This is a genomic window from Arthrobacter sp. SLBN-112 (genome assembly GCF_030944625.1).
Lineage (GTDB): Bacteria > Actinomycetota > Actinomycetes > Actinomycetales > Micrococcaceae > Arthrobacter.
This window is the reverse complement of sequence record NZ_JAUSXY010000001.1, coordinates 2675964-2688958: the sequence shown is the minus strand read 5'-3', so window position 1 is coordinate 2688958 and position 12995 is coordinate 2675964. Positions and strand designations below refer to the sequence as shown.

Sequence of the window (12995 nt, the reverse complement as noted above, 5' to 3'; positions counted from 1 at the left end):
ACTTGCCAAGGACCGCAAGGATGAAAGAATGCAGCAGAGTGCCGGAACCGGGACCACCGGCCGGCAACCGAAACTTCTCTGGAGGCCCTCCTTTGCCAGGAATGAACCTGACGCGCGCCGAAGCCCGTGAGCGCGCAGAACTGATCACCGCCGAGTCCTACGATGTCAGCCTGGACCTGACCCGCGGCGGAGAGGTCTTCGGCAGCACCACCACCGTGAAATTCACGGCTTCGCCGGGTTCGTCCAGCTTCATCGACGCCGTAACCCGGACCGTGCACAGCGTGACCCTTAACGGCCGTGCCCTCGATCCCGCAACGGTGTCCGACGGCGTGCGGATCCAGCTGCCCGGCCTGGAGGAGCACAACGAGCTGACCGTCGTGGCCGACATGCCCTACATGAACACCGGCGAAGGCCTGCACCGCTTCGTGGATCCGGTGGACAACGAGGTCTACCTGTACACCCAGTTCGAGGTTCCGGATTCGCGCCGGATGTTCGCCGTCTTCGAGCAGCCCGACCTGAAGGCAACCTTCGCGTTTACGGTCACGGCACCCTCCCACTGGGATGTCATCTCCAACTCCCCCACCCCGGAGCCGGTGCCGGCCCCGGTTACAGAAGACGGCGGAGCCAGGTCCGTGTGGGCATTTGCGCCCACCCCGCGCCTGTCCTCCTACGTCACCGCCCTGATCGCCGGGCCGTACCAGTCCGTCCGCAGCGAAGTGACCAGCTCGGACGGCCGTGTCATCCCGCTCGGGGTGTTCGCGCGGAAGTCCCTGATGCAGTACCTGGACGCGGAGAACATTTTCGAGCTCACGCGGCAAGGGTTCGGGTTCTTCGAAGCACAATTCGGCTGCCCCTACCCGTTTGCAAAGTACGATCAGCTGTTCGTGCCGGAATTCAATGCCGGTGCCATGGAGAACGCCGGCGCGGTGACCATCCTGGAGGGCTACGTCTTCCGCAGCAAGGTCACCGGCGCGCAGATCGAGCGGCGCGCCATCACGGTGCTCCACGAACTGGCGCACATGTGGTTCGGGGACCTGGTGACCATGCGGTGGTGGAACGACCTCTGGCTCAACGAGTCCTTTGCCGAGTACATGTCCCACCTGGCGGCCGTGGAGGCCACGTCCTTCACCAGCGCCTGGACCACGTTCGCTTCGGTGGAGAAGTCGTGGGCGTACCGCCAGGACCAGCTGCCCACCACGCACCCCATCTTCGCGGAGATCAACGACCTGCAGGATGTCGAGGTCAACTTCGACGGCATCACCTACGCCAAGGGCGCCTCCGTGCTCCGGCAGCTGGTTGCATGGGTGGGCCCCGAACAGTTCATGGCCGGCGTTCGGGAGTACTTCGCGAAGCACTCGTGGCGCAACACCGAGCTGCGCGACCTGCTGGTGGAGCTGGAGAAGGCCAGCGGACGCGACCTTGACGGCTGGGGCAGGCAGTGGCTGGAGACGGCCGGCGTCAACACCCTCACCCCCGAGCTGGACGTGGACTCCGACGGGACGCTGAAGTCCATCACTATCGTGCAGTCCGCGGTTCCCGAATGGCCCACCCTCCGGCCACACCGCCTTGCCGTGGGGTTCTACAACCTCAACGACGCCGGGAAGCTGGAGCGGGTGCACCGCGAGGAGCTGGATGTCGACGGCGAACGCACCGACGTGCCGGGCGTCGCCGGCCTGGCGCAGCCGGACCTGATCCTTGTCAACGACGACGACCTCGCCTACGCCAAGGTGCGGCTGGACCCGAAATCCCTGGCCACCGCCACCGCACACCTCAAGGACTTCAACGCCAGCCTGCCCCGGACCCTCGTCTGGAATTCGGCGTGGGACGCTGCCCGGGACGGACAGGCTCCGGCCCGGAAATACGTGGAGCTGATCCTGGCCAACGTCGCCGCGGAGACGGATTCCTCCGTCATCCTGGTCCAGCTCCGCCAGCTGGCCACCACCTTGAACTTCTACGTGGCGGAAGAACACCGCGAAGCCACCACGGTGGCGGCCGTGGACAGGTTGTGGGAGCTGGCTTCAGAGGTTCCCGGCGGCTCCGACGCGCAGCTGCAGTTCGTGAAGTCCTTTGCCCTCCTGGCCCGCAGCGCATCCCAGCTGGACCGGGTGGCGGGCCTGCTGGACGGGTCTGCCGCATTGGCCGGGCTGGCCGTTGACCAGGACCTCCGCTGGGAGCTCGTGGCGTCGCTGGTGGCCGGGGGCCGGATGGGGCAGGACGGCATCGACGCCGAGCTGGCGCGTGACAACACGTCCAGCGGGCAGAACGCCGCCGCCCTGGCAAAGGCCGCGCTTCCCACCGCCGACGCGAAAGCCGCCGCCTGGGAGTCGATCGTGGTCAGGGGCGAGCTCTCCAACGCGCTGCAGGGATCGGCCGTGGCGGGCTTCATGCGGGTCCGGGACCGGTCGCTGCTGGAGCCGTACGCGGAGAAGTATTTCGCGGCGGTGCCAGGAGTCGTGGCAACCCGGACTCACGCACTCGCCCAGCAGATCGTCGTCGGGCTCTACCCGGCGCTGCTGACCACGCAGGCCACCATCGATCAAACTGACACCTTCCTGGCGTCGCTGCCGGCGGAAAGCGCCGCGCTGCGGCGGATGATGCTGGAAAACCGCGACGGCGTGGCCCGGGCCCTGCGCGCACGTGCCGCCGACGTGCTCCCGGACGGCAGCGCCGGGTGAGCCTCGACGTACACAAGTACTCGCTGACGGTCCAATGGACCGGCAACCGGGGTGAGGGCACGTCGTCGTACCGAAACTACTCCCGTGACCATGACGTGCTCATCCCGGGCCTTCCGGTCCTGAAAGGCTCGGCGGACCCGACATTCCACGGGGACCGGGCGCGGTACAACCCGGAACAGCTCCTCCTGGCCGCGCTGGCGCAATGCCACATGCTGTCCTACCTGCATGTGGCCGTGAAGCACGGCGTGGTGGTCACTGACTACCGGGACGAGGCATCCGGGCTGATGCGGCTCAACCGCGACGGCAGCGGCCAGTTCGAACAGGTGACACTGCACCCCAGGGTCACGGTGGCCGATGCCGGCCAGGTTGATCTGGCTGCCGGACTGCACCATGAGGCGAACCAGGTCTGCTTCATTGCCCGCAGCGTGAATTTCCCGGTGGAGCACCAGCCTGTCACGGTCGCCGGCTAGGCACCGCCCCGGTGGAGAGTGCTGACGAGCCGCTGCTCCACCGCGGGCGGAAGGCCGGCCTTGCGGGGCCGGTCCAGCCCGCGGGCGCGCTCATCATGCAGGGTGTCCGCCACGGTTTCCTGCCACGGCCGCAGCGCCATGCCTGCGGCCCTGGCGGCCTTGTTGCTGCGGGCCATGAAGCCCTCATGCCCCGGCGGGAGCCAGAGCGGCAGGGACTCCGGGCCTGACCAGTAGTTGACACCCTGAGCCACCAGCCACTCTTCGGCGGCGGTGGCCGGGACGTCACGGTGGCCGGCCGTTTCGCGGCAGGCGGCGACCACATCGCCGAAGGACACCTGCTCCCCACAGGCGTTCAGGGCACCGGTGGTGCCCTGAACGGCCGCGGCCAGGATCCAGGCAGCCAGGTCCCGGACATCAATGGCCTGGGTGGGGTGGACGGCAATATCCGGGACCAGCACTGGACCCTGGTTCCGGGCGAAGCGGGCAGGCCAGTAACCGTAACGGTCGGAGGGGTCGCCGGGACCACTGATCAGGCCGGCCCGGCACAGATGGGCGTTGCCGGCAGTCGCCTCAAGGGTGGCTGCCTCAATGGCCACCTTGGACTCTCCGTAGTTTTCCGGAGCGGACGGGGTGCCCCCGGCAAGCGCCGGAAGGAGGGCAGCATCTTCCGCAGCCCCTGGAACGGAGTGGTCCGCGTAAGCTGAGCAGCTGGAAACGAAGGTCCAGTGCCCAGACCGGGCGGCCAGCGCCTCGAGGGCGTCGCGGGCAGGTTCAGGGTCCCGCGCCACCTCGATCACGGCGTCCCACTCGCGCTTCACCTCGGCATATGCCGCAGCTCCGCTGGAACGGTCGGCCTTCACCCATGCCGCGCCGGGCGGCGGTTCAGCAGTTGCGCCCCGGGCCAGGCATGTCACGCCATGTCCGGCGGATATCGCCTGCCTGGCAATTTCCCGTGAGAGGAAGGCTGTACCGCCGAGGATGAGAATGCGCATTGCTCCACGCTACGGCGCTAGGGTTGAAAGAGAACAGCGCAATCCCCCAAGGAGCTATTTCCACCCATGGTCAGTATGTTGTCGATCATTCCCCCAGCCACAACGCAACCCGATGGCATAAGCATCCCGGGCATCGTGATCAGCCTCGGCATCGGCGTGGCCTTCTGGCTCGTGGCCACGTTCATCATCTCGCGGATCACCAGGCGCATCGCTGCCGGAAGCAATTTCTTCAAGAAGCCCATGTTTAAATGGGTGGCACCGGCGATCCGCGCCCTGGACCATGAGAGGCGGGTGCAGCGCGCCGAAACCATCGGCTCGCTGCTGAACAGCGTGGTGGGAGTGCTGGTGGTCATCATCACCGGCATGTATGTCCTGCAGAACCTGGATATCAACATCGCTCCCCTGCTGACCAGCGTGGGAATCCTGGGTGTCGCCATCGGCTTCGGCGCCCAGCAACTGATCCGCGACTTCCTGTCCGGGATCTTCATTACCATTGAAGACCAGTACGGCATCGGCGACGTCATCGAAACCAGCGAAGTGGTGGGCGTGGTGGAGTCCATGGGACTGCGGATCACCCGGGTCCGCTCTGACGACGGCGCCATCTGGTACCTGCGCAATGGTGAAATCCTGCGCGTGGGCAACCGGTCGCAGGGCCGTTACCTGCCGCTGCATGAGTCCGACGACGGCACCACAGACCAGGCCTCGGCGCATGTGGAGACCAAGAAGACCGACCAGAAAGCCGGTGAATAGCATGACGCTTCCCATTGAGCCGCGCCCTGGTGTCCCGGGCCCCCTCCAGCCGCAGCGGCCCCAGCTGATGCAAAATGACCCTTTCAGCCAGCCGGCGTACACCGACAGTTTCTACGACGCAGTGGGTGGCCACGATACGTTCGTGAAGCTCATCGACGTTTTCTACGACGGCGTCGCCACCGATCCGCTGCTGCGGCCGATGTACCCGGAGGAGGACCTGGCCCCGGCAAAGCGCAGGTTCCTGATGTTCCTGGAACAGTACTGGGGCGGGCCCACAACCTACGGTGAGGAGCGGGGGCATCCCCGCCTGCGGATGCGGCACATGCCCTTCAAAGTCACACCCGAGGCAAAGGACCGGTGGCTGTTCCACATGCGCGCGGCCGTGGACGCCCTGGACCTGCCGCCGTTGTATGAGGGAACCCTGTGGGAGTACATGGAGCGGGCGGCGCTGTCCATGGTGAACAGCCCCTCCGACGCCTGATGCCGGCCCGTCAGAGGCCTGGGATTACAGGAGGCCGCTGCCGGTGCGTGCCAGGACGTGCCCGCGCGGGCCACTGAGTCGGAACCATCGGCCGGCACGGTAGAGCGCCTGGTCCCCTTCAGCGAGGAAACCCAGGGCGAGGGCTGCGAAGGCAGCACCGGCCGGCAGGCCGGAGTGGTCCAGTTCCCGCCCCCACACGGCAGCCCGGGCGTTGTTTACGATCAGGGCGCCGGGCTTGTCCGGCACAATGCCAGCCACTTCGGCGATGCCGGCTTCGGCGGCCTCCCGCAGGTGGGCATCGCTGATGGGGCCCAGCGGCTCCCATCCGCCCCGCGGGGCGCCAACCCCGGTCCAGGATTCGGTGACGGTGGCGGGCGGAACCGGCAGCTCGACGTCGGACTCTCCGGCGCGGGCCAGCCGGTCCAGGACAGCCGCCAACGGCACTGTGACGTCCGTTGCGGACGGGTCCGCCAGCGCCATGGTGCGCAGGCCCAGGATAGTGGGGGTCGATTCACCGAGCAGCCGGGGCCGCAAAACGCAGACGTAGGCCGCCAGGACGGAACCGGCGGCCTGGAGCCGGATGGCGCCGTCGTCAATGGCTTTAGCACGGGTGGCGAACGTCTTCAGGTCCGCAAGATCCCTGGGGTCGGCGAAACGGAAGGACGAAGTGAGGAGATCAGACACACCAAGAACACTACCGGCTGCGCGCAGGTTGAGTGGTTCCGCGGGCGCCGTCTAGAGTCGGACCATGACTGAAGCCGAAGCCGGACTGCTGGCGCCGCCCAGTGGCGATCCCACCTCATCGCTGATCGAACTGCTGGACCTTGGCGATCTTGAAGGTGCCCGGACGGACGAGGACATCTTCCTTGGCCCCTCCCAGCGGCAGCCGCACCACCGGGTATTCGGCGGCCAGGTGCTGGCGCAGTCCCTCGTCGCCTCGACCAGGACCGTTGATCCGGATCGGTTGGTCCACTCGATGCACGGGTACTTCCTGCGGCCCGGCGACGCCAACAAGCCCATCACGTTCGGTGTCGAGCGGCTCCGGGACGGCAGGTCCTTTTCCGCCAGGCGCGTCCACGCGTACCAGGACGGGGTGCCCATCCTGTCCATGATTGCTTCCTTCCAGGTCGAAGCCGAGGGGATCGACCACTCTTCCGTGATGCCGGCGGGGATCCCCGATCCGGAGTCGCTTCCCAGCACGGCGGACCTGCTGGGAAAGTTTGACCATCCCGTGGCCCGGCATTGGGCATACGAGCGGCCCTTCGATATCCGGCACGTTGACCCTGCGCTGTACGTCTCGGCAACCGGACCGCGCGAGGCGCGCAACGCCGTCTGGATGAAGACCCTCGGGCCCGTGCCGGACAATCCCAACCTGCACCGTGCAGCCTTGGCCTACGCCAGCGACTACACCCTCCTCGAGTCAATCCTCCGGAGGCATGGGCTGAGCTGGATCACGCCCGGGATGAACGTTGCCAGCCTGGACCACGCCATGTGGTGGCACCGTCCGGCGCGGGTGGACGACTGGCTGCTCTATGTCCAGGAGTCCCCTAGCGCCCAGGGTGCCCGCGGACTGGCCACCGGCAAGATCTTCAACCGGGAAGGCCAGCACGTCGCGTCCGTGGCCCAGGAGGGCATGGTGCGGGTCCCCGCCGACACGGATGAGTCGCACAAGAATCAGGGGTGACGACATAAGGCCGGCGCCCTGGGGGCGCCGGCCTTATGTCCACGTCGTGGTTGTTCCCGCGGCGGAGTCCCGCCGACCCAGTCGCTAGTCGCGGGTCAGCCGGCGGTGGGTCACACGGTGCGGCTTGGCCGCATCGGGGCCCAGGCGCTCTACCTTGTTCTCCTCATAGGATTCGAAGTTGCCCTCGAACCAGTACCACTTGGAGGGGTTTTCCTCGTCACCTTCGTAGGCGAGGATGTGCGTGGCCACTCGGTCAAGGAACCACCGGTCGTGGGAGACGACCACTGCACAGCCGGGGAACTCCAGCAGGGCGTTTTCAAGGCTGCTGAGGGTTTCAACGTCGAGGTCGTTGGTGGGCTCATCGAGGAGCAGCAGGTTACCGCCCTGCTTCAGGGTCAGGGCCAGGTTCAACCGGTTCCGTTCACCACCGGACAGGACGCCGGCCTTCTTCTGCTGGTCCGGGCCCTTGAAGCCGAAGGCTGCAACGTATGCGCGGGACGGCATCTCCACGTTGCCGACCTGGATGAAGTCCAGCCCGTCCGAGACAACCTCCCACAGGGTCTTGTTGGGGTCGATGCCGCCGCGGCTCTGGTCCGCGTAGGAGATCTTGACCGACTCGCCGATCTTCAGGTCGCCGCCGTCGAGCGGTTCCAGTCCCACGATTGTCTTGAACAGCGTGGTCTTGCCAACACCGTTGGGGCCGATGACGCCCACGATGCCGTTGCGCGGCAGGCTGAAGGACAGCCCGTCGATCAGGGTCCGGTCCTCAAAGCCCTTCTGCAGGTTCTTGGCCTCCAGCACCACGCCACCGAGGCGGGGTCCCGGCGGGATCTGGATCTCTTCGAAGTCGAGCTTGCGGGTGCGGTCTGCTTCCGCGGCCATTTCCTCGTACCGGGCCAGGCGCGCCTTCGACTTGGTCTGGCGGCCTTTGGCGTTGGAGCGGACCCAATCAAGTTCTTCCGCAAGGCGCTTGGCCTGCTTGGCGTCCTTCTTGCCCTGGATCTCAAGGCGGGCGCGCTTCTTCTCCAGGTAGGTGGAGTAGTTGCCTTCGTAGGGGTAGAGGTGGCCGCGGTCCACCTCGGCGATCCATTCCGCCACGTGGTCGAGGAAGTAGCGGTCGTGGGTGACGGCGAGGACTGCGCCCGGGTAGCTCGACAGGTGCTGCTCAAGCCACAGCACGCTCTCGGCATCCAGGTGGTTGGTGGGCTCGTCGAGCAGCAGCAGGTCCGGCTTCTGGAGCAGGAGCTTGCAGAGGGCTACACGGCGGCGCTCACCACCGGAAAGGTTGGTGACATCGGCGTCGGCCGGCGGGCAGCGGAGGGCGTCCATGGCCTGCTCGAGTTGGGAGTCGAGGTCCCAGGCGTCGGCGGCGTCAATGGCTTCCTGCAGCTTGCCCATCTCTTCGAGGAGGGTGTCGTAATCGGCGTCGGGGTTGGCCATTTCCTCGGAGATCTCATTGAAGCGCTGGATCTTGCCGTAGATCTCGCCGACACCTTCCTGGACGTTGCCCAGGACAGTCTTTTCCTCGTTGAGTGGCGGCTCCTGGAGCAGGATGCCCACGCTGTACCCGGGGCTGAGCCTGGCCTCGCCGTTTGAGGGCGTGTCCAGTCCGGCCATGATCTTGAGGATGGTGGACTTACCGGCACCGTTGGGGCCCACAACACCAATCTTGGCGCCCGGGAAGAAGGACATGCTTACGTCATCAAGGATGAGCTTTTCGCCAACGGCCTTGCGGGCCTTGGTCATTGTGTAGATAAATTCCGCCATAGTCTCAAATCTAGTGGGTCGGCGGGCAGATCTCACATTTGCCGGGGTCCTCCGGCTCGATCAGGACCCGACGAAGCACTTCCCGCTGGCGAGGACGGGCAGGACCGTGACGGTCACCGCTCCTTCACGGACCTGGCCGATGACGCAGTCCTTGCCTTGCAGCACTGCCGCCTCGATGGCGTCCGCTTCCAGCCCGGTGGGCGTGCGGCTTTGCGAGACCTGGAGCACTCCGGGGGCGATGCCTGCCCCCGTCAAAGCGTCGCTTACCTGGCCGGTGGCAGGTTTTGGTGCCGCTGCGGCCAACTTGGTCAGGGAGTCTGTGACCGTCCGTTTCACCTTCTCAGTGGCTGCGGCATCCGCGGCAGGCGACGAACTTCCGGAGGTGTCCGCCAGGGCACCGATGTTGCCCTCACCGGGGGTTGCAGAAGCCGAGGGCCGGGCAGACGGTGTCTGGGTGGCCGGGCCGGCAGTTGAGGGCGCGGGGCCGGCGGCCTGGTCCATGGTTGGTTCGTTGGATGCCGGACCGGCAACGCACCCTGTCAAGAGTGTTGCCAGGACGGCGCACGCCAAGGCTGCACCGGCCCGGGTGTTCTGCCGGTGGAAAGGAGTGTGCCGCATGGTGCCATTCTGCCATGGCCCTGTTGGCGGACGGGCGGTGGGCGGCCGGGGGTGCCGCCGTTCCGCCCGTCCGGGACTGGAAGGGAAGCGCTGAACAGTGATTCGTGGTTCCTAGACTTCTGCGAGTTCCCCTGTTTCGAGGTCGAGTGAGGCCAGGGCACCGTCGCTGTCCTGGATCAGGAGCGCGGCACGGTCCTCATCGTCCGGATGGTCGTCCTCCCGGTCCTCCGGTTCATCCTGGACTTGATCCATGCCGGATGGGAGCCCCTGATCGGATGCCGGCGGTTGCTCCACAAGCGAGAGCGCCGGCCGTGAGGATGTCCGGATGAAATTGGCCGAGCCCAGGGACAGGTCATGTCCCACAGTGTCCGCGTCGATGACGGTGGAGTGGTAGACGCGCCCGTCTTTCTCCCAGGTGCGGATCTTCAGCTTGCCAACCACGATGACCGGCTGGCCTTTCCTGATGCTGCATCCAAGGGTTCCTGCGAGTTGGCGGTACCCCTGGACGGTGAACCAGTTGGTGTGCCCGTCCTGCCAGGTTTTGGATTCCCGGTCAAAACGGCGGCTGGTGGAACCGACGCGGAAAGAGGCCGTGGCCACTCCCCCGGGCGTGGTGGAACTCGTTATCTCGGTGGCCACGAAGCCCCGGATGGTGATCGTTTCGCTCATCTCTTCGTCCTGTCTCAATGGTGGCGCCCTTTGCAGGCATGACCAGCATTGCGCCGGATAGCGGCCGGAAGGAGGGACGGGCCGGCGTATGTGGACAAAACGGGTCCAGGCGCCGCTGTGGAGGGGCAGTGGGTGCTCGATGACAGCGCCGGCACCTCCGGCAAGGTAAACTTTTTCAGGCGCCGGCGTACAGGCCGGAACCCGATGCCTCAGTAGCTCAGGGGATAGAGCAGCGGCCTTCTAATCCGCCGGTCGGGGGTTCGATTCCCTCCTGGGGCACCCTGTCAACGCCCCGGTCTTCGGACCGGGGCGTTTCTGCTTAACCCGGGCTAGGCCTGCAGCCGGTGCGGCGCTTCGACGAGCGACCGGATGACACTGCCGGCGGCGCCCAGCAGGGCCCCCGACTCCCCCACGGCCGAGACCGACACCTGGCCGGACCCGTACTTGCCCGGCGCGTACTTCTCCAGGCTGTCCAGCAGCGGACCGCGCAGCCACGGTTCCAGGACAGCGAAGTGGCCTCCGAGTACGACAGAGTAAATATTGACCACCCGTGCCGTCGAGGCGAGCGCTATGCCCAGGCAGCGCGCCGCGCGCTCGACGGCGGCCAGCGCCCCCGGCCGCCCGGCGTCAAGCGCCTGCAGGAGAGCGGACATGGAGGCCGAGCGTGAACTGCCGGATCCGATCCCGGCAGCATCGAAGATGGCATCCTGGCCTGCCACGGTTTCCAGGCACCCGGTCCCGCCGCACGAGCATCGGCCGCCGTCGGGCTCCACCACGATATGCCCCACTTCGCCGGCATGGCCACCAGGGCCCGTGAAGAGTTCGGACCCGATCACCAGGCCGCCACCTACCCCCACCTCGCCGGAGACAAAGAGGAAATCCGAGGCTCCTTCCGGCCGGTGCCGCAGCTCGGCCAGGGCGGCGGCGTTGGCTTCGTTGAAGAGTGCAACTCCGAGCGGCGCTTCGGGAAGCACGGCACCAAGGTCCAGCTCTACGTTGGCCCATCCCAGGTTGGGCGCCGTGACCACCCGCGCCGCGGCAGGATCCACCAGCCCGGGCACGGCCAGTCCGCCACCGAGGACTTCAACTCCCTGCTCCCCCGCCGCGCTCCGGACCCTGGCGGCCAGGACGGCGAGCGCAGCCATGACGGGCCCGTCCATGCTGTTGCGGTTGTCCCGCTCCTGCACCTCCCGGACCAGCACGGCGCCGGACAGGTCAACAACTGCCGCGGAAATGTAGTCCACATTGATCTCCATCCCCATGACCGCCCGGCCCGGGTTGAGTTCCAGCCCGACACCCGGCCGGCCCCGCCCCTGCGGGTTCAAGCCGATTTCGCGGACGATGCCGGCGTCCAGGAGATCCAGCACCAGGCTGGAGACAGATGCTTTCGTCAGGCCGGTCACGGCGGCCAGTTGGGCACGGCTGGGATGGACCCCAAAAGGGAACTCGGCGATGGCCCCAAGGACCAGGGCAAGGTTGCTGCGCCGGACATCCCCCACGCTTCCAGGAGTCGTCCCCCCAGGTCCCGCCACCACAGGCGCAGGCATCACCATTACAACGCTCCTCAGTCAGCCCACAGGTCCGGGCCCACCGCCATGAGGCTCGCCGGACCCTTGACCCCACCCTACGTCCCCTCATATAGTTCAAGCAATGAACTAAAGCTTCGCAAACCCGCGGAGCACACGATCGCAAGGACGCATCATGACTCTTTCCCCCACCCCCGCTGACAAATTCACTTTCGGCCTGTGGACCGTGGGCTGGACCGGCGCCGACCCGTTCGGCGTGGCCACCCGTGCCGCCCTCGATCCGGTGGAAGCAGTCCACCGGCTCAGCGAACTGGGCGCCTACGGCATCACCTTCCACGACAACGACCTCATTCCCTTCGATGCTACGGCTTCTGAGCGGGAGCTGATCCTGAAGAACTTCCGCGCAGCCCTGGCGGAAACCGGGCTGAAGGTTCCGATGGTCACCACCAACCTGTTCAGCCACCCGGTCTTCAAGGACGGCGGCTTCACCTCCAACGACCGTTCCATCCGCCGCTTCGCCCTGTCAAAGGTCCTGCGCAACATCGACCTCGCCGCCGAGTTCGGCGCCGAGACCTTCGTCATGTGGGGCGGCCGGGAAGGCAGCGAATACGACGGGTCCAAGGACCTCGCCGCCGCCCTGGACCGGATGAAGGAAGGCGTGGACACGGCAGCGGGCTACATCAAGGACAAGGGCTACAACCTGCGCATCGCCCTGGAGCCAAAGCCCAACGAACCCCGCGGCGACATCTTCCTGCCCACCGTAGGCCACGGCCTGGCCTTCATCGCCCAGCTGGAACACGGAGACATCGTGGGCCTGAACCCGGAGACCGGCCACGAGCAGATGGCCGGGCTGAACTTCACCCACGGCATCGCCCAGGCGCTCTGGGCCGGCAAGCTCTTCCACATCGACCTCAACGGACAGCGCGGCATCAAGTACGACCAGGACCTCGTCTTCGGCCACGGCGACCTCACCAGCGCCTTCTTCACCGTGGACCTGCTCGAAAACGGCTTCCCGGGCGGCGGCCCGAAGTACGACGGCCCGCGCCACTTCGACTACAAGCCCTCCCGCACCGACGGCTACGACGGCGTCTGGGAATCCGCGAAGGCCAACATGTCCATGTACCTCCTGCTCAAGGAACGCGCCCTGGCCTTCCGCGCCAACCCGGACGTCCAGGAAGCCCTCAAGGCCTCCGGCGTCTTCGAACTCGGCGAACCCACGCTCAAGGCCGGCGAAAGCACCGCGGACCTGCTCGCTGACGCCGCCTCCTTCGAGGACTTCGACGCCGACAAGGTCGCCGAGCGCTCCTTCGCGTTCGTCCGCCTCAACCAGCTCGCCATCGAACACCTCCTGGGCGCCCGGTAG

The 12995-nt window shown here is 66.6% G+C and carries 12 protein-coding genes and 1 tRNA gene; 7 read left to right on the top strand and 6 right to left on the bottom strand.

Going from position 1 to position 12995, the window contains the following annotated elements; genetic code table 11:
- The first annotated feature begins 101 nt into the window (after positions 1 to 101).
- The gene (gene pepN / locus QF050_RS12640) at positions 102 to 2675 is read left to right on the top strand and encodes an aminopeptidase N (protein ID WP_308930725.1); all 2574 of its coding nucleotides are present in this window, start codon (positions 102 to 104) and stop codon (positions 2673 to 2675) included.
- Entirely contained in the window at positions 2672 to 3145 is a 474-nt protein-coding gene (locus tag QF050_RS12635) for an OsmC family protein (protein WP_308930724.1), read from the top strand. The genes pepN and QF050_RS12635 overlap by 4 nt, the downstream gene beginning before the upstream one ends.
- On the opposite strand, the gene QF050_RS12630 is transcribed toward QF050_RS12635, so the two are convergent.
- The gene (locus tag QF050_RS12630) at positions 3142 to 4137 is read right to left on the bottom strand and encodes an epimerase (RefSeq protein WP_308930723.1); all 996 of its coding nucleotides are present in this window, start codon (positions 4135 to 4137) and stop codon (positions 3142 to 3144) included. The two genes, QF050_RS12635 and QF050_RS12630, sit on opposite strands and share 4 nt — an antisense overlap.
- Before the next feature lie 66 nt (positions 4138 to 4203).
- Between QF050_RS12630 and QF050_RS12625 the strand changes: the two genes are divergently transcribed.
- Positions 4204 to 4887 (top strand): mechanosensitive ion channel domain-containing protein, encoded by a 684-nt coding sequence (locus tag QF050_RS12625; RefSeq protein ID WP_308930722.1) that lies wholly within the window; start codon positions 4204 to 4206, stop codon positions 4885 to 4887.
- 1 nt (position 4888) lies between these two features.
- Complete coding sequence (locus QF050_RS12620) at positions 4889 to 5368, top strand: globin (protein WP_308930721.1); 480 nt, start codon at positions 4889 to 4891, stop codon at positions 5366 to 5368.
- A 24-nt stretch (positions 5369 to 5392) separates the two neighbouring features.
- Here QF050_RS12620 and QF050_RS12615 read toward each other — a convergent pair whose 3' ends face one another.
- Positions 5393 to 6052 (bottom strand): hypothetical protein, encoded by a 660-nt coding sequence (locus tag QF050_RS12615; protein ID WP_308930720.1) that lies wholly within the window; start codon positions 6050 to 6052, stop codon positions 5393 to 5395.
- A gap of 64 nt (positions 6053 to 6116) precedes the next feature.
- On the opposite strand from QF050_RS12615, the gene QF050_RS12610 reads away from it, so the two are divergent.
- Positions 6117 to 7052 (top strand): acyl-CoA thioesterase II, encoded by a 936-nt coding sequence (locus QF050_RS12610; RefSeq protein WP_308930719.1) that lies wholly within the window; start codon positions 6117 to 6119, stop codon positions 7050 to 7052.
- 84 nt (positions 7053 to 7136) lie between these two features.
- On the opposite strand, the gene ettA is transcribed toward QF050_RS12610, so the two are convergent.
- From ettA to QF050_RS12595, 3 genes are all read right to left on the bottom strand, one after another.
- Positions 7137 to 8819: an energy-dependent translational throttle protein EttA gene (gene ettA, locus QF050_RS12605; RefSeq protein ID WP_018761593.1), complete on the bottom strand. Its 1683-nt coding sequence runs from the start codon at positions 8817 to 8819 to the stop codon at positions 7137 to 7139.
- A gap of 60 nt (positions 8820 to 8879) precedes the next feature.
- Positions 8880 to 9437 (bottom strand): hypothetical protein, encoded by a 558-nt coding sequence (locus QF050_RS12600; RefSeq protein ID WP_308930718.1) that lies wholly within the window; start codon positions 9435 to 9437, stop codon positions 8880 to 8882.
- Between the two features lie 111 nt (positions 9438 to 9548).
- On the bottom strand, positions 9549 to 10106 hold the full coding sequence (locus QF050_RS12595) for a single-stranded DNA-binding protein (RefSeq protein ID WP_308930717.1): 558 nt from the start codon (positions 10104 to 10106) through the stop codon (positions 9549 to 9551).
- 206 nt (positions 10107 to 10312) lie between these two features.
- Here QF050_RS12595 and QF050_RS12590 point away from each other — a divergent pair.
- A tRNA-Arg gene (locus QF050_RS12590) sits at positions 10313 to 10385 on the top strand.
- Positions 10386 to 10435: 50 nt separating this feature from the next.
- Here QF050_RS12590 and QF050_RS12585 read toward each other — a convergent pair.
- Positions 10436 to 11659, bottom strand: coding sequence for an ROK family protein (locus QF050_RS12585; protein WP_308930716.1), 1224 nt, complete (start codon positions 11657 to 11659; stop codon positions 10436 to 10438).
- Between the two features lie 148 nt (positions 11660 to 11807).
- Here QF050_RS12585 and xylA point away from each other — a divergent pair, with 148 nt between their 5' ends.
- Entirely contained in the window at positions 11808 to 12995 is a 1188-nt protein-coding gene (gene xylA / locus QF050_RS12580; protein ID WP_308930715.1) for a xylose isomerase, read from the top strand.

Coding starts and splice junctions, on each gene's coding strand:
- QF050_RS12630 (WP_308930723.1), bottom strand. CDS start 4,137: ATGCGCATTCTCATCCTCGGCGGTACAGCCTTCCTCTCACGGGAAATT.
- QF050_RS12625 (WP_308930722.1), top strand. CDS start 4,204: ATGGTCAGTATGTTGTCGATCATTCCCCCAGCCACAACGCAACCCGAT.
- QF050_RS12585 (WP_308930716.1), bottom strand. CDS start 11,659: ATGGTGATGCCTGCGCCTGTGGTGGCGGGACCTGGGGGGACGACTCCT.
- QF050_RS12620 (WP_308930721.1), top strand. CDS start 4,889: ATGACGCTTCCCATTGAGCCGCGCCCTGGTGTCCCGGGCCCCCTCCAG.
- QF050_RS12600 (WP_308930718.1), bottom strand. CDS start 9,437: ATGCGGCACACTCCTTTCCACCGGCAGAACACCCGGGCCGGTGCAGCC.
- QF050_RS12610 (WP_308930719.1), top strand. CDS start 6,117: ATGACTGAAGCCGAAGCCGGACTGCTGGCGCCGCCCAGTGGCGATCCC.
- pepN (WP_308930725.1), top strand. CDS start 102: ATGAACCTGACGCGCGCCGAAGCCCGTGAGCGCGCAGAACTGATCACC.
- QF050_RS12595 (WP_308930717.1), bottom strand. CDS start 10,106: ATGAGCGAAACGATCACCATCCGGGGCTTCGTGGCCACCGAGATAACG.
- xylA (WP_308930715.1), top strand. CDS start 11,808: ATGACTCTTTCCCCCACCCCCGCTGACAAATTCACTTTCGGCCTGTGG.
- ettA (WP_018761593.1), bottom strand. CDS start 8,819: ATGGCGGAATTTATCTACACAATGACCAAGGCCCGCAAGGCCGTTGGC.